The organism is Maribacter dokdonensis DSW-8, assembly GCF_001447995.1.
Lineage (GTDB): Bacteria > Bacteroidota > Bacteroidia > Flavobacteriales > Flavobacteriaceae > Maribacter > Maribacter dokdonensis.
In genome coordinates, this window is sequence record NZ_LDPE01000001.1 from 421,357 (window position 1) to 441,694 (window position 20,338).

At 37.1% G+C, this 20,338-nt stretch carries 16 protein-coding genes and 1 riboswitch; of the genes, 14 read left to right on the forward strand and 2 right to left on the reverse strand.

Translation table 11 applies throughout. From position 1 onward, the window contains the following. Positions 1 to 11 precede the first annotated feature (11 nt). Together thiC and thiS are read right to left on the reverse strand one after the other, a co-directional pair. Positions 12 to 1,871, reverse strand: a complete 1,860-nt coding sequence (gene thiC, locus I600_RS01945) for a phosphomethylpyrimidine synthase ThiC (protein ID WP_058102824.1) — start codon at positions 1,869 to 1,871, stop codon at positions 12 to 14. A 70-nt stretch (positions 1,872 to 1,941) separates the two neighbouring features. Then, positions 1,942 to 2,145: a sulfur carrier protein ThiS gene (gene thiS, locus I600_RS01950; RefSeq protein ID WP_058102825.1), complete on the reverse strand. Its 204-nt coding sequence runs from the start codon at positions 2,143 to 2,145 to the stop codon at positions 1,942 to 1,944. Positions 2,146 to 2,246: 101 nt separating this feature from the next. Then, a riboswitch (TPP riboswitch) is annotated at positions 2,247 to 2,340 on the reverse strand. A 336-nt stretch (positions 2,341 to 2,676) separates the two neighbouring features. Here thiS and I600_RS01955 point away from each other — a divergent pair. The 14 genes from I600_RS01955 (at position 2,677) to I600_RS02020 (ending at position 20,272) form a co-directional block, all read left to right on the forward strand. Further along, positions 2,677 to 4,344: a DUF6377 domain-containing protein gene (locus I600_RS01955; RefSeq protein WP_157490829.1), complete on the forward strand. Its 1,668-nt coding sequence runs from the start codon at positions 2,677 to 2,679 to the stop codon at positions 4,342 to 4,344. A gap of 275 nt (positions 4,345 to 4,619) precedes the next feature. Further along, positions 4,620 to 7,733, forward strand: coding sequence for a SusC/RagA family TonB-linked outer membrane protein (locus I600_RS01960; RefSeq protein ID WP_058102827.1), 3,114 nt, complete (start codon positions 4,620 to 4,622; stop codon positions 7,731 to 7,733). Between the two features lie 12 nt (positions 7,734 to 7,745). Next, positions 7,746 to 9,260 carry a RagB/SusD family nutrient uptake outer membrane protein gene (locus I600_RS01965; protein WP_058102828.1) on the forward strand — a complete coding sequence of 505 codons (1,515 nt, stop codon included), beginning with the start codon at positions 7,746 to 7,748 and terminating at the stop codon, positions 9,258 to 9,260. A gap of 17 nt (positions 9,261 to 9,277) precedes the next feature. Continuing rightward, entirely contained in the window at positions 9,278 to 10,150 is an 873-nt protein-coding gene (locus I600_RS01970; protein ID WP_058102829.1) for a PKD domain-containing protein, read from the forward strand. Between the two features lie 165 nt (positions 10,151 to 10,315). After that, positions 10,316 to 11,800, forward strand: a complete 1,485-nt coding sequence (locus tag I600_RS01975) for a glycoside hydrolase family 30 protein (protein WP_058102830.1) — start codon at positions 10,316 to 10,318, stop codon at positions 11,798 to 11,800. Positions 11,801 to 11,825: 25 nt separating this feature from the next. Then, positions 11,826 to 12,896 (forward strand): glycoside hydrolase family 16 protein, encoded by a 1,071-nt coding sequence (locus I600_RS01980; RefSeq protein WP_058102831.1) that lies wholly within the window; start codon positions 11,826 to 11,828, stop codon positions 12,894 to 12,896. A 206-nt stretch (positions 12,897 to 13,102) separates the two neighbouring features. Further along, positions 13,103 to 13,777: an NUDIX hydrolase gene (locus tag I600_RS01985; RefSeq protein WP_058102832.1), complete on the forward strand. Its 675-nt coding sequence runs from the start codon at positions 13,103 to 13,105 to the stop codon at positions 13,775 to 13,777. 97 nt (positions 13,778 to 13,874) lie between these two features. Next, a complete protein-coding gene (locus tag I600_RS01990; RefSeq protein ID WP_058102833.1) occupies positions 13,875 to 14,312 on the forward strand; it encodes a nucleoside 2-deoxyribosyltransferase domain-containing protein in 438 nt (145 codons plus the stop codon). A 10-nt stretch (positions 14,313 to 14,322) separates the two neighbouring features. Beyond that, positions 14,323 to 15,777 carry a nicotinate phosphoribosyltransferase gene (locus tag I600_RS01995; protein ID WP_058104244.1) on the forward strand — a complete coding sequence of 485 codons (1,455 nt, stop codon included), beginning with the start codon at positions 14,323 to 14,325 and terminating at the stop codon, positions 15,775 to 15,777. Between the two features lie 11 nt (positions 15,778 to 15,788). Next, positions 15,789 to 16,787, forward strand: a complete 999-nt coding sequence (locus I600_RS02000) for a hypothetical protein (RefSeq protein WP_058102834.1) — start codon at positions 15,789 to 15,791, stop codon at positions 16,785 to 16,787. Between the two features lie 3 nt (positions 16,788 to 16,790). Next, complete coding sequence (locus I600_RS02005; protein WP_058102835.1) at positions 16,791 to 17,555, forward strand: phosphoribosyltransferase family protein; 765 nt, start codon at positions 16,791 to 16,793, stop codon at positions 17,553 to 17,555. A gap of 239 nt (positions 17,556 to 17,794) precedes the next feature. After that, positions 17,795 to 18,844 (forward strand): serine hydrolase domain-containing protein, encoded by a 1,050-nt coding sequence (locus tag I600_RS02010; RefSeq protein ID WP_058102836.1) that lies wholly within the window; start codon positions 17,795 to 17,797, stop codon positions 18,842 to 18,844. Between the two features lie 111 nt (positions 18,845 to 18,955). Next, positions 18,956 to 19,687 carry an NAD(P)-dependent oxidoreductase gene (locus tag I600_RS02015; protein ID WP_058102837.1) on the forward strand — a complete coding sequence of 244 codons (732 nt, stop codon included), beginning with the start codon at positions 18,956 to 18,958 and terminating at the stop codon, positions 19,685 to 19,687. A 15-nt stretch (positions 19,688 to 19,702) separates the two neighbouring features. Then, positions 19,703 to 20,272 (forward strand): hypothetical protein, encoded by a 570-nt coding sequence (locus tag I600_RS02020; protein WP_058102838.1) that lies wholly within the window; start codon positions 19,703 to 19,705, stop codon positions 20,270 to 20,272. Positions 20,273 to 20,338 lie beyond the last annotated feature (66 nt).

Consider the following 20,338-nt stretch of genomic DNA (forward strand, 5'->3'; position numbering starts at 1 on the left):
TCCTTAAACACTTAAAGATAGACTTCTGAACCTTTCTCTTTAAATTCTTTTGACTTTTCATCCATTACCTTTTGAATGACCTCATTGTTTACAATTTCATTGCTTGCAGCAAAATCACGTACTTCTTGAGATATTTTCATGGAACAGAATTTGGGTCCGCACATGGAGCAGAAGTGGGCAATTTTAGCCCCTGCCGCAGGTAAGGTTTCATCATGATACTCGCAGGCGCGTTCTGGATCTAAACCTAAGTTGAATTGATCTTCCCATCTAAACTCAAATCGTGCTTTGCTTAATGCATTGTCACGGTGTTGAGAACCCGGATGACCTTTTGCCAAATCTGCGGCATGGGCCGCCAATTTATAGGTTACCACACCTACACGCACATCTTCTTTATTGGGTAGGCCCAAATGTTCTTTTGGGGTTACATAGCATAGCATGGCGCAACCGTACCAGCCTATCATTGCTGCACCTATTCCTGAGGTTATATGGTCATAACCTGGCGCAATATCGGTAGTCAAGGGTCCTAAAGTATAAAAAGGTGCTTCATCACAAACTTGGATCTGCTTTTCCATATTTTCCTTGATCATATGCATGGGAACATGGCCAGGACCTTCAATAAAACATTGCACCTCATGCTTGCGCGCAATTTGTGTTAATTCCCCTAAGGTTTCCAGTTCTGCAAACTGAGCTTCGTCATTGGCATCTGCTACCGAGCCCGGGCGCAGACCGTCGCCTAATGAGAATGCCACATCATACTGTTTTAAAATCTCGCAGATTTCTTCAAAATGTGTATATAAAAAGCTCTCTTTATGATGCGCCAAGCACCATTTGGCCATAATAGACCCTCCACGAGATACAATACCCGTTACGCGCTTTGCGGTCATGGGTATATAACGCAGCAATACCCCGGCATGAATGGTAAAATAATCTACCCCTTGTTCCGCCTGTTCTATTAAGGTATCCTTAAAAATCTCCCATGTAAGATTTTCTGCAACTCCGTTCACCTTTTCCAATGCCTGGTAAATGGGTACCGTACCTACCGGAACAGGAGAGTTGCGGATGATCCATTCACGGGTTTCGTGAATGTTTTCACCTGTTGACAGGTCCATAATGTTATCCGCTCCCCAACGGCATGCCCAGACCGCCTTTTCCACTTCTTCTTCAATAGAGGAGGTCACTGCGGAATTACCTATGTTCGCATTTATTTTTACCAGAAAATTACGCCCCAAGATCATAGGCTCTGCCTCTGGGTGGTTAATATTAGAAGGTATTACGGCACGGCCACGTGCCACTTCGTCCCTTACAAATTCTGGCGTAATCTTTTGTGGAATAGACGCTCCAAAATGTTCGCCCTTATGTTGTTCCCTAATCTGGGTCATTTCATCTATACGCTGATTTTCGCGTATGGCTATATACTCCATCTCTGGAGTAATGATCCCTTTCTTAGCATAATGTAGCTGCGTAACATTTTCGCCTTTTTTTGCCCGCAACGGTTTCTTCAGCAGCTTAAAACGCATGTGATCTAAACTTTTATCGTTCAATCTCTCGTTGCAATATTTTGATGAGTACGTATCCAATTCTTCTACATTACCTCTTTCCCTGATCCAATTTTCACGAATCCGCTCAATACCGGCGTGCACATCTATTTCTATGTTAGGATCGGTATACGGACCAGAAGTATCATAAACGGTTACCGGTTCATTAGGAGTTTTCTTTTTGGTCAAGGAATCTATGGTATCCGTCAACGTTATTTCACGCATTGCTACCTTTATTTCAGGATACAATTTTCCCGGTACATAAATTTTTTGCGAATTGGGAAATGGTTTACGGGTTATACCGCCTTGTTTGGGTGCTGTATCTTTATTCTTCATATTCCTGTATGGTGATTTTTGTGGTCGTTATCTCTTGTACCTAGTGTTATTTACAATTTGAAGTGGAATTTTATCCTCCTTGTGTAGCCCTGATCACTAAAACTTTATCATTTTCGTTCAGCGTTTTGGTGTTCCAAGCACTCTTGGTAATAATATTCTCATTGACCGCTACGGCTATGCCATTTTCGGAAATCTTCAATTCTTTGATAATAAGGTCTAAAGTAGTGTCAGACCTAAATAGGTGAGGGGTGTCGTTTACAATTATGTTTATCATCTGCTAAAAAATTTAATCAAGAGCGCATGGCTACATTGATGTGATTACAGTGTAAACTAGGTGAATTTGAAATTGAAATGATAATTGGAAAGTACAGGTAGTTGTTCCCGATAACTTTTCCCTACGTTGATATTAATCAAATCAGGTTCTAAGGATATTTCTCAAACTATGAAATAGCTACTCCTAAAGTCTACATGGCTAAGTTAGGAATTAGATATGAGATATGATGGTGAAAGTGGTTATGATTGCAATAAAATTTTCATATCCATTTTAGGTATACCTCATAGACCAATATTCCCTAAACCTTCAAATACAAACAGAAATATATGATATTATCCATATTACTATTGATAACAGTAGTATTACAATTTGTTTTGAAGGTATAATTGAAATATCAAGCGTATAAAACCAAATAACCCAAAAACATGACGAATTAGATTGCTTACATAGACCTTTATCTAACTTAAAATCATTTTTTTCTTAAACTTTATAGATATTTGTTTTAATTGTAGAAAAAGTAAAAAACTGTCTTTGATACTTTCAAAAATTTATAGCATTAGAATACTGCTTTTCCTAGGGTTCCTGGTAGCTCCATTTATATCGCACGCACAAAACATTGACTCCTTACTTGTCGTAATGGAAGAGGTTATGTTAAAACGCAATGTGTACGATCTTACTAAAGAAGAAAGAATCAACAATCTAAAGTTGTTACTTGAGGATCCAGATGCTTCTATAGAAAACCAATACTATATTATAAATAGATTAATTGATGAATATGAATATTACAGTTTTGACGCTACCCTAGCCTTCATTGAAAAGAACATTGAATTAGCTAAAAAATTAGACCGTACTGAATTAATTCAAGAATCAACATTAAGACTTGCTAAACTTTTGGCAACTTCCGGTAGATATGATGAGTCTATAAATCTGCTTGAAGAAATATCTACATCTAATTTGTCAGAAGATTTAATTACTGAATATTATAGTGTCTATAAAAAATGCTATTATGAACTTAGAAATATTTCCAGAGTTAATAGCATAAGCGAAAAATACGAACAGTTCTACTTTATTTATAGAGATTCCCTAAATACACAAATTGCCAAACTAGATGGTAACTCCAAACTAGTTTTAGAAATTGAAGAACAGAATTTTAGAGATAAATCAGACACCAAAAAAGCGTTGAAGATCAATGCTAAAAGATTAGCACTTGCAGAAATAGGTACGCGTGAGTATGCCACGATAGCATTTAATAGGTCATACATGAGTTCTGAGGTGGATGGTAACAGAATTAACCAGAAAAAATTCCTAATATTATCTGCTATTTCAGATATTAAATCCTCTGTTAAAGATAATGCTTCAATGGCAAATTTGGCGGTCATTCTTTTTGAGGAAGGTGATGTCAAAAGAGCTCATAAATACATTAATTTTTCTTTTGAGGATGTAAAATTTTATAACTCAAAATTGAGGTTTTTAGATATTTCCAACGTCTTACCGGTTATCTCAAAGTCCTACGAAAAGGAGAGTGTTTTACAAAGCAGCAAACTAAAGAAACAGCTTATTTTTATTAGCTTCCTATCCATAATATTATTGATTGCCTTGTTTTTTATTTTTAGACAATATCAAAAGATCAGGTTAGGTAGAGAAAGTTTGAAAACGGCCAACATACAACTGCAAAACTTAAATGAACAGTTAAGTTTTAAAAATAGTGATCTTAAAAGATTGTACGAAGAACTTTCTGCCGTAGATTCCATTAAAGAGCAATACATAGGTACATTTTTAAACTTGTATTCTGAGTACATCGACAAATTGGATGTTTACAGAAAGACTGTCCGAAAATTTATTGTTACCAACAAAACAAATGATTTGCTCAAGCTCATTAAATCCAAGGATGTTGTAGATGAAGAATTGAAAATATTCTATATGAATTTTGACAAATCTTTTTTACACATCTATCCTAATTTCATTGATGATTTTAATAATTTATTGCAAGAAGGGGAAAAAATCAATGTAAAGAAAGAAGATAGCTTAACCGTAGAATTAAGAATTTTTGCTTTGATAAGATTGGGTATTTCCAATAGTTCTCAAATAGCAAAAATCTTAAGGTACTCGGTAAATACAATTTATAATTATAGAGTTAAAATTAGAAACAGCGCTATTGACAGAGAAACCTTTGAGGATATGGTAAAAAAGATAATGTAAAAATTATTTTGTGCTAAAATAATAGCACACAAATTGCCAAATTCATGATTTTTAGTTCTTAAAAATCGTATTTTTTCTATATGCCACTTATACTTTCACTACTTTATTTAGCTGCCAATATTTACACAACTAACTGAAAATTAAACAATTAATTTAATTTAAGTATTACAAAATTCTACTTATGTAATACTTCCCTTTGTACCTACACCCACTTCTAGGTTTAATTTGCTTCAAGGCATTTATCATTTGATGCCAAAAACTAAATCAAACTTAATATGAAACAAAACAAACTGATTTTAAAATCATTCATGATTTTATGCATTCTATCTTCATGGTTTTCTGTTGCGCAAGAAATTACCATTAATGGAATTGTAAATGACGAAACGGGTGTTCCTATTCCTGGCGCAAACGTCATTGAAAAAGGTACTACTAATGGTACCGTTACAGATTTTGATGGTGCATTCACAATTAAAACAGAGATTGGAGCATCACTAACTTTCAGTTACCTTGGTTATATAAGCCAAAACATCGTTGTAAAAAACAGCGCCGATCTAAACATTGTACTAACAGAAGATTTACAACAACTAGATGAGGTAGTTGTCGTAGGTTACGGTACACAGAAAAAGAGTGTAATAACAGGTGCCATTTCTGGTGTTAAGCAGAGTGAACTTGAAGATTTGCCTATTACACGTGTTGAACAAACATTACAAGGTAGGGTTTCAGGTATTACTATAGCCGCTAATTCCGGTCAACCTGGATCTTCTTCCACGGTTAGGGTAAGAGGTATTACCACATTGGGCAGCAATGAACCATTATGGGTCGTTGATGGCGTTGTGGTCGATGCTGGTGGTATTGGATATTTAAACCAATCCGATATCGAATCCATAGAAGTTTTAAAAGATGCGGCATCCCAGGCAATTTATGGAGCAAGAGCAGCAACTGGAGTTATTCTAGTAACTACTAAGAAAGGAAAATCAGGTAAATTAAGCGTTAACTACAATGGCTATACCGGTATATCATCCGCAGCAAGAAAATTAGATCTTTTAAACGCTACAGAATATGCTACCTTATTAAATGAAAAATCCGTTAATGGTGGTGGCAGTATTTTATATTCCAATCCCGCTTCATTGGGCGAGGGTACGGACTGGCAATCAGAAATTTTTAATAAAGGTGCTACTAGAACTAGCCATGAATTAAGTTTAAGTGGTGGTAACGACGTTTCTAAATATTATGCATCATTTGGATTTACAGATCAAGAAGGTATTGTACTAAGTGATATTTCTAACTACACAAGAAAAAATATTCGTCTAAATTCTACCCACAACATTACGGATAAACTTCGCTTTGGACAAACAGTTGGATACTCTAACGAAAAAAATGTGGGAATTGGTAATACCAATAGTGAATTTGGCGGTCCATTATCATCTGCCATAAACTTAGATCCGTTAACCCCAACTGTTGAAACCGATCCAATTTTAACTGCTCAAGCTCCATATACCAATAATGGCATTTGGAGAGATGAAATGGGCAACCCTTACGGCATTTCTACCTTGGTAGCACAAGAGATGTCAAATCCTTTGGCATACCAACAAACTTTACTGGGAAATTATGGCTGGGCAGATAATTTTGTAGGTAATGCGTATCTTGAATATAAGCCAATTGAAGGACTGACCTTTAGAAGTACTTTAGGCGGTAAACTCGCTTATTGGGGTTATGAGAGTTATACTCCTGTTTCTTACTTAAATGCTTCTTCAATTACTCCGCTGAATAATATCTCTAGAGGTACCAATAAAGGTTTTGGTTGGAATATAGAGAACACGGTTACCTATGCCAACAAATTGGGCAACCATAACTTTAGTGTATTATTGGGTCAAGGAGCATATGTCGATAATATTTCTTCAGGGGAAACAGTTACCTATTTTGATATTCCGGTAGATAGCTACAAAGATGCGTCGTTTAATTTTAGCGTTCCCACTGATCAAATTACCGCATCGGCCTATACGGGCAACGAGCACAAGGTAAATTCATTATTTTCTAGGTTAACTTACGATTATGATGAAAAATACCTGCTAACAGCAATTGTAAGAAGAGATGGATCTTCACGTTTTGGTGCCAACAACAAATATGGATTCTTTCCTTCCTTTTCTGCAGGCTGGGTGCCTTCCAGAGAAAATTTTTGGAAGGAAAATGAAGTCGTAAACCAATTAAAGTTCAGGGGTGGATATGGAGTTACAGGTAGTGACGCCATTGGAGATTTTCAATATCTATCAACGGTTAGTGGCGGTAGAAACTATACAATAGGTACTTCTGGATCTGTAATAATCGGTAATAGTCCAGATGCCCCCTCTAACCCAGATTTAAAATGGGAAGAAACAAGCCAGTTAAACATTGGGTTTGATACCAGATTGTTCAATGATTTCTCTTTGGCTTTTGATTGGTACAAAAAGGAAACTACCGGTATTTTACAAAGTGTTACTATACCGGGTTATGTTGGTGCAGTTGGTAGCCCTACCGGTAACGTTGCCGATATGGAAAATACCGGTATCGATCTAGAAATTGGCTACAACAAAAGTTTCAATGATTTTAATGTATCGTTGAACGGTAATGTATCGTTCTTAGAAAATGAAGTAACCTTCTTGGGTAATGGTGTAGATTTCTTGTCCGGTGGGGCTACATTACAATCAAGTACCTATCCAATTACCAGAACGCAAGTAGGGCAACCTGTAAATTCTTTCTTTGGGTTTAAAACAAATGGAATATTTCAAAATCAAGAGGAAATAAACAATTATGTGAATTCAGCTGGTACGGTTATCCAACCAAATGCACAGCCTGGTGATTTTAAATGGCAAGATTTAGATGATGATGGGGATATCGATTCTGATGATAGAGATTTCTTAGGTAGTTCTATACCAAAAATAACATTTGGTTTCACTTTTAATATCGATTATAAAAACATTGATCTTTTAGTTTTTTGTCAAGGTGCTAGTGGAAATAAAATTTTCCAGGGCTTAAGAAGGTTAGACGTGGAAAATGCTAATTATCAAACAGCGGCACTAAGTAGATGGGTAGGTGAAGGTACTTCCAATACCTATCCAAGACTGACAACAAACGATACCAACAACAATTTTTCCAATCCTTCAGATTTTTACTTGGAAGATGGTGATTACCTAAGATTCAAGACCATACAACTAGGCTATTCAATTCCTTCAGATATTCTAAACCAATACGGCATAAGCAAATTAAGAATTTACCTGACTTCAGAAAATTTGTTCACATTTACCAAATACAGTGGCTATGACCCTGAAATTGGAGGGGGAATCTTTGGTATTGACCGTGGTTATTATCCACAGGCCATTACAAACCAAGTTGGTATTAATTTACAATTTTAAAAAATTAGCAATATGAAAAGAGTTAACAATATAATCGCTGCAGGTGTTGCCATGGCAACCATGGTACTAACGGTATCCTGTAGTGAAGATTTCTTAGAAGTAGAACCTAAAGGAACTGCGTTAGAAGAAAACTATTATTCAAATGAGGCAGAAGCGTATTCTGGTCTAGTAGCTGTTTATGACGTTATTGGAAAACAATCGCGTGGATTTGAAAATATGATTGCACTTTTAAATTCTGGATCAGATGATCATTTTGCCGGTGGTGGTAGCTCTTCAGATGGTACACAGTTTCAAGTATTTTCTAATTATACTATAAGTGAGGCTACAGTGGGTACTAGCTACTGGAGCGATTTTTACCAAGGTATATTCAGGGCAAATACTTTATTGACAAAATTACCCGATGTTGATATGCCTAATACTACAAAGGCAAGATTTACCGCCGAAAGTAAGGCTTTAAGAGCCGTTTATTACTTTGAATTGGTGAGGTTGTTCAAAAACATACCCTTGATTACAACTCCTATTAGTACCGATGCAATCTATGATGTTACCCAAGCCGATCCTAGTGAGGTGTATTCACAAATTGAAACCGATCTGTTAGAGGCAATACCGGACCTACCTATTACCCTAGACCTTTCAAATGAGGCTGGACGCTTAACCCAAGGTGCAGCTAAAGCTCTATTGGGCAAAGTGTACTTATATCAGGGTAAAAACGTCGAAGCTGCTTCTCAATTGGCAGAAGTAAACGGCACACCTGGTTCTACCAGTGCCTACGGGTATAAATTACTGGACAATTTTTCCGATTTATGGATTGTTGGCAATAATTATAATAGCGAGTCTATCATTGAAATTGCACATACTGATAAAAGTAACGCAGACTGGTGGTTCTGGGGCGCTGGTGATGATGAGGGCAATAGCTTGAATGTGATGGTTGGACCACGTGGATTTGTTCGTACATCTGGCTCTACTGCGCCGGACTATGCCGCTGGATGGGGTTTTAATATCATTACCCAAGGTTTGTACGATGCACTTAGCGAAGACCCAAGGTTTGATGCTACCATTGAAGACTTACAATCCTTAAGGGAAGCTGGCGAGGTCGAATTAGAGGAGAATTACCAATATACGGGTTACTTCCTTAAAAAATTCATGCCTTTAAATGCCGATGTTTCAACCGGTGGTGGCGCTTCTGTTCTTAACTACAAGCAACATACTTATATGATGCGTTTAGCCGATACCTACTTACTGGAAGCTGAAGCTTTAGGTGGTTCAGGTGCTCGTGCTCAGGCATTATTAGATGCGGTGAGGGCACGGGTAGGCTTACCTTCCGTTCCTGTAACAATGGAAGCTATTTTAAACGAACGTCGTTTAGAACTTGCGGGCGAAGGTCACAGGTGGTACGATTTGGTTAGAACGGGTAGAGCCGCAACCGCTTTGGCTGATAGAGGTTTTGTTGCCGGAAAGCACGAAATATTACCTATACCGTTAACCGAATTGGAAAACACATTGTTGGAACAAAATCCTAATTATTAATCTCTAAACATATCAAAATGAAATTAGCTATAAATTTAAATAAGGGGATTAGGTATACTGCAATAGCACTGGCATCTCTTTTAATTGCATGTCAACCAGATGAAATAGGAGAAGGCAATGGTATTGAAGCAACCGAATTGGATGCGGGCTTTTCAATAACCGGTGTTGCCGATGCCAATAACACGTTTTTGTTAACCGCAAATAACAATTACTTGACTTCTAGTTGGGATTTGGGTAAAGGTGCAGGTTTTGTTTCCGGAGGAACCGAAGAAACTGTTTTTTATCCAGACGCAGGCACCTATACCGTGCATCATAAAGTTACTGGAATAGGAGGGGTATCCCAAACATTTACGCAGAGTATCGATGTAGAATCATCTGACCCCGTTGCAGGTAATTTGGTAGTAGGGGGAAAGTTTGAAAATGAGAGTGATCATGTGGCATGGACTATTTTAAATATAAGCGCTAGCGGAGCTAATTGGAGCTTTAATGACGCTAGTGCAACCATTACCGCCAGTGGTTATAATCAACAAGGCATTTATCAAGCCATCGATGTGGTTGCTGGTAAGGAATATGTAATCGACATGATTGTCTCCGGTGAGTCAAATGATGAAACTTGGTTTGAAGTTTTCGCCAGTACGGTTGAACCCGTACAAGGTAATGATTATACCAATAATGTTGTAATGGGACTTAATACCTGGGCGGGTTGTGGCACCGGGTCATTTAACGGTCCGCTTTCTTCCGTAGGCTGTGTCGATAATTCGTACACCGGTTCTAGAAGTAATCTTGTCTCTTTTGATGCCTCAGGTACAATCTACCTAGTTATTAAAAGTGGTGGAAACCAAACCAACGGTATTTCCATTTCAAATGTAGAAATGAGAGGAGCCAATTAAACCAATAATTATTTTAAAGAGTGTTTTATTTAAGTTAGTTAATTTAGGCAGCCCATGTCCTATTTTTTTAGAGATGTGGGCTTTAACTTAAAAAGGTATAATGTACAAGTTCACATTATCCGGCATAACGGTCATAAGCACTCAAATTAGATATAATCAATACTTATGATCAAAAAATCAATTTTCATCCTTTTTATCTCTTTTTTGGGCTTTTCCTGTACTACAAAAAAGAACAATGATGCTAATACCGTAACAGATGGCGAGCAAAAAAATGAGAAAATAAACTACCAAGGAAAAGAAGTAGGGGTCTATACGACCGCCAAGGATACCGATAAAAGATTGTCCGTCGATTCAAAAGCTATTTTTAAGTTAGCTACTCAACCAATGGAAAATGAAGTGGCCGTATTTGTGCATCCAGAAAAGCAATTTCAAGAGTTTTTAGGTATAGGTGGTGCAATTACCGATGCTGCAGCGGAGGTATTTTCTTCACTTAGCAAAGACAAACAAGAAGAATTGTTACATGCGTATTATTCTGAGGAAGGAATCAATTATAATATTATTAGAACAAGTATTCATAGTAGCGATTTTGGTTTGGGCAGCCATACGTATATTGAAGAAGGCGATAAGGAACTTAAAACATTTTCAATAGAAAAAGACAGGCAAAAGCGTATACCTATGATCAAACGTGCACAAGCCCTGATCAATAATGACATGGTATTTTATGCAAGTCCTTGGAGTCCGCCTGCCTTTATGAAAACGAACAACAATATGTTGCAGGGTGGTAAATTGTTGCCAGAATATAATCAAGCATGGGCCAACTATTACATTAAATTCATAGAAGCCTATGAGGGCGAAGATATACCTGTGTGGGGTGTAACCATTCAAAATGAGCCGATGGCCGTACAACGATGGGAATCTTGCATATATACCGCTGAAGAAGAAAGAGATTTTTTAAAGAATTATTTAGGGCCCACATTTGAAAAAGCGGGAATGAGCGATAAAAATATTGTAGTTTGGGACCATAATAGAGATTTAATATCGCATCGTGCAAACACAATTTTTGATGATCCAGAAGCTATGAAATATGCTTGGGGCATTGGTTTTCATTGGTATGAAACGTGGAGCGGTGGTGTACCTAAATATGATAATCTAAAAAATATCAAAGAGTCCTTCCCAACTAAAAACCTTTTATTTACAGAAGGTTGTCAAGAACGGTTTGATCCTACGCAATACCAAAGATGGTCTAACGCAGAGCGATATGGTAATTCTATGATCAATGACTTCAATAATGGGACCGTAGGATGGACAGATTGGAATATTCTATTGAATGAAAATGGCGGTCCAAATCATGTTCAAAATTTTTGTTTTGCACCTATTCATGCCAATACTAAAACCAACGAACTTATTTATACACCCTCTTATTTTTATATTGGCCACTTTTCAAAATTCATTAAAAAAGGTGCCCAAAGAGTAAGTACAACTACGAGCAGAAGCTCCATTGAAAGTACTTCGTTCAAAAACCCAGATGGGCAGCTGGTTACCGTGGTAATGAACAGAACAGATGAAGCCATTACCTATAAGTTATTGGTGGATGAATCTGAAATTAGCTACGAACTACCGCCTCATGCCATGCAAACTTTAATTTACTAAAGCTATAACCTTTAAAAAATAAATAATGAAAAATACATTCCTTTTAGTACTTACTGTACTACTATCCTTTTTATCCTGTAGTAGCAGCGAAAATGAGTCTGCCGAACTTAGTTTGCCTAGTAATTTATCTATAACCGGTGTAAAATTGGGTGCAGATGGCAATAATCCTAACGGTGATGGCAGCGGCATTGTAGATTTTACCATTTCCGCCACAAATGCTACCTCTTACAAGGTTTTAATTAACAATGAAACTATAGAGCTCACGCAGAACACGTTTAGCTATACGTTTACGGAAAGTGGTACTAATGATTATGATATTTTAGTAGTTGCCTATAACTCATCCGGAAATACAAGTATTAATTATGCTATTACCGTAGCTGTAGAGACAGAACTCAGTTTAGTATGGCAAGACGAGTTTGACCAAAATGGTGCACCTGATAGCACAAAATGGGGCTATAATACCGGAACAGGTGATAATGGTTGGGGCAATAATGAGTCACAATATTATACGGATAGGCCGGATAATGCCACCGTAGAAAACGGAGTCTTGAAAATCATTGCTAAAAAAGAGGATTACCAAGGTTCGGAATATACTTCGGCAAGACTACTAACTTCGGGCAAATTCGAATTTACCTATGGTAGAGTAGATGTAAAAGCCAAATTACCATCGGGTGGCGGGGTTTGGCCCGCAATTTGGATGCTTGGCGCAAACTTTGGTACTGTGGGCTGGCCGGCTTGTGGTGAAATAGATATTATGGAATATGTAGGGAATAATCCAGGGCAAATATCTAGCGCTTTACATACCACTTCTAGCTCTGGTGCCACCATTAATCATGATGTAACTGCTATAAATAATGAAACATCGGAATTTCATATTTATTCTACTATTTGGACAGAAAACAGTATCACCTTTCTGCTAGATGATGTGGCGTACTACACTTATGATCCAGCAACAAAAAATGATGCAACATGGCCGTTTTACAATGACCAATTTCTTATACTGAATATTGCCATGGGCGGTAACCTAGGAGGCACCATTGATCCTAATTTTGATGTCTCCACTATGGAAATAGATTATGTAAGGGTCTATCAATAATTACAATGATTAATTTAACAACAAAAAGGGAGGGTCCAAGTGGCCTTCCCTTTTTGCTTTGTATAATGATTACAGCTATCCATCAATTTAAGTCCTACACCAAGACTTTTATTTTATCCCTATATAAATGATGTAGTTTGAGCTACTAAAAGGAGCACTTTATATTCTATAATCTTTCATATATTAGCGTAAAATATACGCATAGTATGCAACAATCTATCAAGCTTTCTGTAGACGCCGTAGTATTTGGGTATGAATCTGAAACCATATCCGTATTACTCATCAAAAGAAAATATGACCCTTTTAAAGGAAAATGGGCAATACCCGGCGGATTCGTTTTAGATTCAGAGTCGCTGGAAGAAGCGGTAGAGCGGGAGCTAAAGGAAGAAACAGGTATTAAAATCAATTATCTGGAACAACTTTACACTTTTGGCAAACCGGATAGAGACCCCAGAAATAGGGTAGTATCCGTTGCGTATTTTGGACTCATTAAACCAAGTGCCTTTAAATTATTGGCATCCACTGATGCCGAAGAGGCACAATGGTTTACCATTAATAATCTCCCAGAACTTTCCTTTGATCATGCCGAGATTCTAAAACTTGCCATAACTAGGTTACAGGCTAAAATAACGTATGAACCTATTGGTTTTGAGCTGTTAGACACAAAATTCCCATTTTCAGATTTAGAGAAACTGTATGCTGCAGTACTAGGAAGAGCTATTGACAGGCGAAATTTTAGAAAAAAAATGCTAGGTCTTAATGTTTTAGATGAACTAGATGAAAAAGTCTCTAAAGGTTCCGGTAGGCCCGCAAACTTGTTCATGTTCAATAAAGACAGGTATTTCAAGCTTAAAAAGGAAGGAATCATCTTCGAGATATAATCGACTTTTTTTAATTTGCGTAAAATAAACACAAATAATTCTTTGTAAACTTAAATTATGTTCTATATTTGCGTCATAATTACGCAAATATAATTTTATGTTATTCACTTCCAAAAACACATTACCAATAAATAAGGACAACTTACGTTCTATTTTCCTAGCAGGTAGTATGGACCATAGACAGGAGCATAGTTGGAGAGATGAAATCATTGGCGAATTTGGTTCGCACCATATTTTTGACCCTACACATACACAGCATGATGATTTAAGCAATGCGGAATTAAAGCATCACATTATGTGGGAGTTAGAGGCCATGCAGCAATCAGATTTTATTTTGCTCAATTTTCTAAAAGATTCCAAATCTCCTATATCACTTGTGGAACTAGGACTATATGTACAGTCTGGCAAGCTGATCGTGGTTTGTCCGCAAGAATTTTATAAACACAATTATGTACATATACTTTGCGAAAAATACAGCACTCCAATTTTCAATACCATCAAAGAAGCAAAAACACTACTAAAAAACAGCATTTAAAATAATGATTATGAACGGACTATTATTAACCGACGGATACAAAACAGGACACCACCAACAATACCCTAAAGGTACAGAAGAAGTATATTCTAACTGGACACCAAGAAGCAACAAATACGCACCCAAAGGGTGCGACAAAGTAGTTTCTTTTGGGCAACAATATGTTTTTCAATGGTTACATGATTATTTTCAAGATAATTTCTTTTCCAAACCAAAAGCTCTGGTTTGTAATGAATTGAAAGAAGAGCTGTCGTTGTATTTGGGTACCGATTATGATGTTACGCATTATGAGGAACTACACGATCTTCAATACTTGCCCATTAAAGTAAAATCTATCATAGAAGGGGTAGAGGTACCTGTAAGGGTTCCCATGGTTACCGTTGTGAACACGGATAAAAAATTCTACTGGATCACCAATTTCCTAGAGACCATTTTATCTACCATGCTTTGGCAACCAATGACATCTGCATCTATTGCATTGTGTTACAAACGAATATTTAAAAAATGGACCTTAAAGACCGATAAGGACAACTTGGCTTTCATCGATTTTCAAGGACACGATTTTTCCATGAGAGGTATGGGCGGTCTGCAAAGTGCTATATCATCTGGTATGGGGCATGCATCTGTATTTTTGGGGTCAGATACCTTACCGGTCATTAGTAGCCTACGTAACTATTACAAAGCTAAAGGTTTTGTGGTAGGCTCTGTAAATGCTACCGAACACTCCGTTATGTGTGCAGGTACCAAAGATGATGAAATTGGAACGTTCAGAACCCTAATGCAAACCTACCCAACGGGCATTTTATCCGTGGTTAGTGATACGTGGGATCTATGGAAGGTATTGACCGAATACCTACCAAAACTTAAAGAAGAGGTGCTTTCTAGAGATGGCAAATTAGTGATCAGACCAGATAGCGGCGATCCTGTAGATATCATTTGTGGAGAGTCTCGTGAGCTTGGTAGCAACACTCCTAAAGAAAAAGGGGTAGTGGAGCTACTTTGGGATATTTTTGGAGGTACCGTAAACAAACAGGGGTATAAAGTGCTAGATGCACATATTGGCGCCATTTACGGTGATAGTATTACCACAGAAAGAGCAGAGGCTATCTGTCAACGCTTAAGCGATAAAGGTTTTGCCACAACTAACGTGGTATTGGGCATTGGATCGTTTACTTACCAATTTAATACTAGAGATACGTTTGGTTTTGCTATGAAAGCAACTTCTGTTGTAGTAAATGGTGAGCGTAGGGAAATCTTCAAAGATCCTATTACCGATGACGGTGTTAAAAAATCTGCGAAGGGATTGGTAAAAGTAGAATTACAAAATGGCGAATATGTATTGGTAGACCAGGTGACTCCTCAAGAAGAAAATACGGGCGAGTTACAAGTAATCTATGAAAATGGAAAATTTGTAAACCAGGTGAATATACAGGAGATAAGAGACCGTATTAATAGCAACCTTTAAAAAATCTTATCATGTGGTTTGAAGAATTGACGGGATTTGTAGAGTTATCACCTAGTAATGTACGTGATCATATCAGTATTGATGGAAAGCATTTAATTTCTAAAATCAATAACAGATCCTTTCAATTCGGAAAACTAGATGTTTCCTCTTTAGAAGAACTAAGAAAACAGGATTTACGGGTTAACACTTCTAACCAAATAAAGGTCTCAGAATTGGTGGCTGATATTCAAAAAGTACATTGCGATCCAAATAATGCAAATGCACTATTTCAAGCAGCCTCTCAATTTAATCTATTGGAAATGGTTGGTCCTGAGGTTTCGCCTAAAGCGGGAGTTGGTATTTACGAAAATGACTTTACCCAAGGACCGGCGTGCGCCATAGCTTGTGGTGCAGGTACCATTTACAGAAACTATTTTGTGCCTATTGAAAACCAAATTGGGCAAACGGGTTCCTATCAGATCGATTGTTTAGATGAAATCGGTAAAGAGCTTCATAATCAAGAGTTCCAATTATGGAAAATGACGAACGGTTATGCTGTTTTAAGTCAAGAAGGCTTGCTCAGTATTAATAAGCAGTTAGGACGCTTTACAGATGCCCAAAGAGAGAAATTAAAAGGTAAACTAAAGGTAGGAATACAATGGAATACAGAAGTTACCCTAACGGATGAAAAACAGATAGTATCTCAAATATATTGTGCTGCACTACCTGTAGCATATTCGCATATCGAATCTTATTATTGGGAAAATTTTGCTAGAATAATTTTAGAGGCTACTTATGAAGCCACATTATACACGGCATTATTAAATCTAAAAAACAACAAGTCAAACAAGGTCTTTTTAACCTTGGTAGGCGGTGGTGCTTTTGGTAATGATCTAGATTGGATATTAGAATCAATGTTCAAAGCGCTAGAGAAATTCAGAAAAACGCCTTTAGATGTGAGCATTGTAAGCTACGGAAACTCAAATCATATTTTGAAACAGGAAATTGATAATTTCAACAACAAGAATTAACACATGAAATACGAAAGCAAAAGATTTAAAGACGGACAAGTAACTGCCAAAATCATTGAAGGCGGGGATATTCATATAAAAATTAGAGGTAACAGTTACGAAGATTTGTTTAAAGCCGCAGCCATTAAAGAAGCCTGGGATGCAGAAAATACCACCAACAAAACTGCTGTTGCCAAACTAACTATCTTTTGTCTGATAGGGCAGCGTTCGGATAGGCGATTCAATAAAGGAGAATCGTTTGATTTAAAGGTAATTTGTAAGTTTATCAATGACATGAAATTCGACTCCGTGGCTATTTTACATCCACACAGTCCTATTTCTTTGGCGCTAATTGATAATTCCGAAAAAATATCTCATGTAGATTACGTTGAAAAGGCTTTCAAGCACATTGGTAACCCTGTATTGGTGAGTCCCGATGCTGGTGCGTATAAAACCACCCATGAAATTGCTGAAAAATTGAATGCCGATTTGGTACCGTCCAATAAAGTACGGGTAGATGGTGCTCCGATAATTAGTATTCAAGGTGATGTAAACGGCAAACAATGCTTAATTGTTGATGATCTAGCCGATGGAGGAAGAACATTCAAATTCTTGGCGGAAGCGTTAAAACAGCAAGGTGCCGCGGAAGTGTATTTATATGTTACCCACGCCCAATTCAACTATGGTTTTGATGAACTCAAAGAAACCATTGACCATGTGTATTGCACCAATAGCTACAAAGATATTGATGATGATTTTGTTACGCAGTTCAAGTTAGAAGGGTTGTAGACTTCTTAATAATAGTAAAATAAAAAATAGCGCAGAAATGCGCTTTTTTTTGTTCAAAATTTTTAAAACGTACTTACTCCGCTATATACTAACTGCCATCCTTTTAAATATGGTTTACTTATATTGAACCAATAGTATTCAATTCATCCTCAATAATATACATTTCGGTAATTCGTAATTTATTTCTTTACTGTTACGCTCTAAGTTTGTATCATCAATCAAACCAAAAGCAATGCATCATGGAAAATGCCCAACCTAAAGTCAGTAAGAATAAACAGATTTTTAGAATCATATTATTTACTGGTACATTCATTTCTTTATGGTTCGTCCCTTGGATTTTAGTAAAAGCATGGATTTTACCATTGCCCAATACGGTTCAAGAGCAGATAGACCAAACGTTAAGCCATGGTTTTGACGGAGTAATCGTGTATGTTGATGAAGCGGGCAAACCACCGGCATTCTATACCGCTGGGTACCACAATAAAGAACAGCAAATACCTGCCAAACCTAATGCTTTGTTCAAAATAGCTAGTATCAGCAAGTTATACGTTGCGGTTGCAATCACTAGATTAGCGTATGAGAACCAAATAGATTTGGACCAACCGCTTTCCGATTATTTTCCCGAGCTTATAGGTAGTATTGAAAATACAGATAAAATCACATTACGAATGATGGTTCAGCACCGTAGTGGTATTCCCAATTTTACCGATAATCCAGACTATTGGAAAAATCAACCGAACACCAATATAGATGTACTTACATATGCTCTCCATTTGCCAGCGGAATTTGAACCCAACAAGGATTATGGTTACTCCAATACCAATTACTTATTACTTTCTAGAGTTATAGAGCAGGTAACAGGCGGTAGTCGTCAAGATTATTTTAAACAGGAAATACTGATTCCTTTAGGGCTTAACCATACCTACGGATCGCTTAGCGAAGTAAACATAGATGATGTAATGAGCGGTTATTATGTGGGTGTCGATGAAGATTTTAAATATGAGGACAATGGCATGATGCTGGCTACCGCAGCAGATGTTGGCACCTTCTTAAGGGCATTGAACAACGGAACCTTGCTCAAAGAACAAGAAATGGAAATCTACACGTCACTGTATGAATTTAATCACGGTGGCTTGGCTGCAGGATACCAATGTCTGGCTGAATACCATAAAGATATTGATGCCGTGGTCGTGCAATTCATGAATACAACCGATTTTGAAGGCTATCAATGGAATTTGCTACAAATAACACATAGCAGAGTGGTTAAAATACTACGTAAAGGAAAATAACACCAAAATCTTATAACTATCTCAAAATTATATGATTACACACTTAAACATGTAACAATTATAGTTTTTCATCGTCCTACAGACAAATCATCAATCAATCCATCAATCAATATGAAAATTTTAGTGGTCGGCGCCAGTGGTGCCACAGGTAGTCAATTGGTAGCGCAACTTCTTTTGCAACAGCACTCCGTAAAAATTGTTGTTCGTTCTCCCCATAAGCTCCCTGAATCATGGAAGAACAATGAGCATCTTCAAATGATTATAGCTAGTATATTAGACCTTACCGATACCGAAATGCAAGATTTGGTAAGCGATTGCCATGCAGTGGCATCGTGCCTAGGACACAATTTAACTTGGAAAGGTATCTACGGTCAACCTAGAAGATTGGTTGCCGATGCTACCAAACGTTTATGCAATGCCATAGAAGCCAATAATTTGGAACGCACTACAAAGTTTGTTCTAATGAATACGACCGGTAATCGAAATCGTGATTTGGACGAACGGATTTCTTTCGCCCAAAAATGCGTAATCGGTTTGCTTCGCATACTACTTCCTCCTCATGTAGATAATGAAAAGGCGGCAGATTATTTAAGGACAGAAATTGGACAAAACAATACAGCCATTGAATGGGTAGCCGTAAGACCGGACGGGTTAATTAATGAAGAAAAAGTAAGTGATTATGAAATTTTTCCTTCACCCACGCGTAGCGCTATATTCAATGCCGGTAAAGTTAGCCGGATCAATGTTGGTCATTTTATGGCTAGCCTTATCAATGACAATAACTTATGGAGTACATGGAAGGGTAAAATGCCCGTTATCTATAGTTCATCGCAAAAAAATTAATTAAAGATTAGAAAAATGGGAAGAATCATTAAACAGTTAGAAAAACAACGATCAGGGAAAAAGGTTCTGGTGCTTTTCTTGTTAACCAATATCGTTTATGCGTATATGCTTTTAGTTACCATACCGGCAACAATGACTTTCTCTAACGGATTGCAATTATTAGATATGATGCCCGCCGGATATAATCTAGATTATGTAAACACCCTTTTGCAGACACTAGGAAATACCGGTCGCCAAATGTATCTTACCAAACAAATTCCTGTTGATATGATTTACCCATTACTCTTTGGTATTTCTTATGCAGCAGTTCTAGCATATTTCCTAAAGAAACTACCTGGACTAAATCAAAACTACCTATATCTGTGTCTTTTACCTGTAATTGCCGGTATAGCAGATTATTTTGAAAACATTGGTATTGTAACTATGCTGAATGCCTACCCAACTGTTACGGAAACTTCTGTACATCTCACCAGTATATTTTCAATTATTAAAAGTAGTGCTACCAGTATTTATTTTTTAGTTTTAATAGTCGTCTTAATCGTACTCGGTTTTCGTACATTGAAACCTAAAGGTAAAAATTTGTAATACTAACAAAATTCTAAGAACTGTCAATAGGAGGGAAGCACTATTTCATACAAAGCACTACACTGC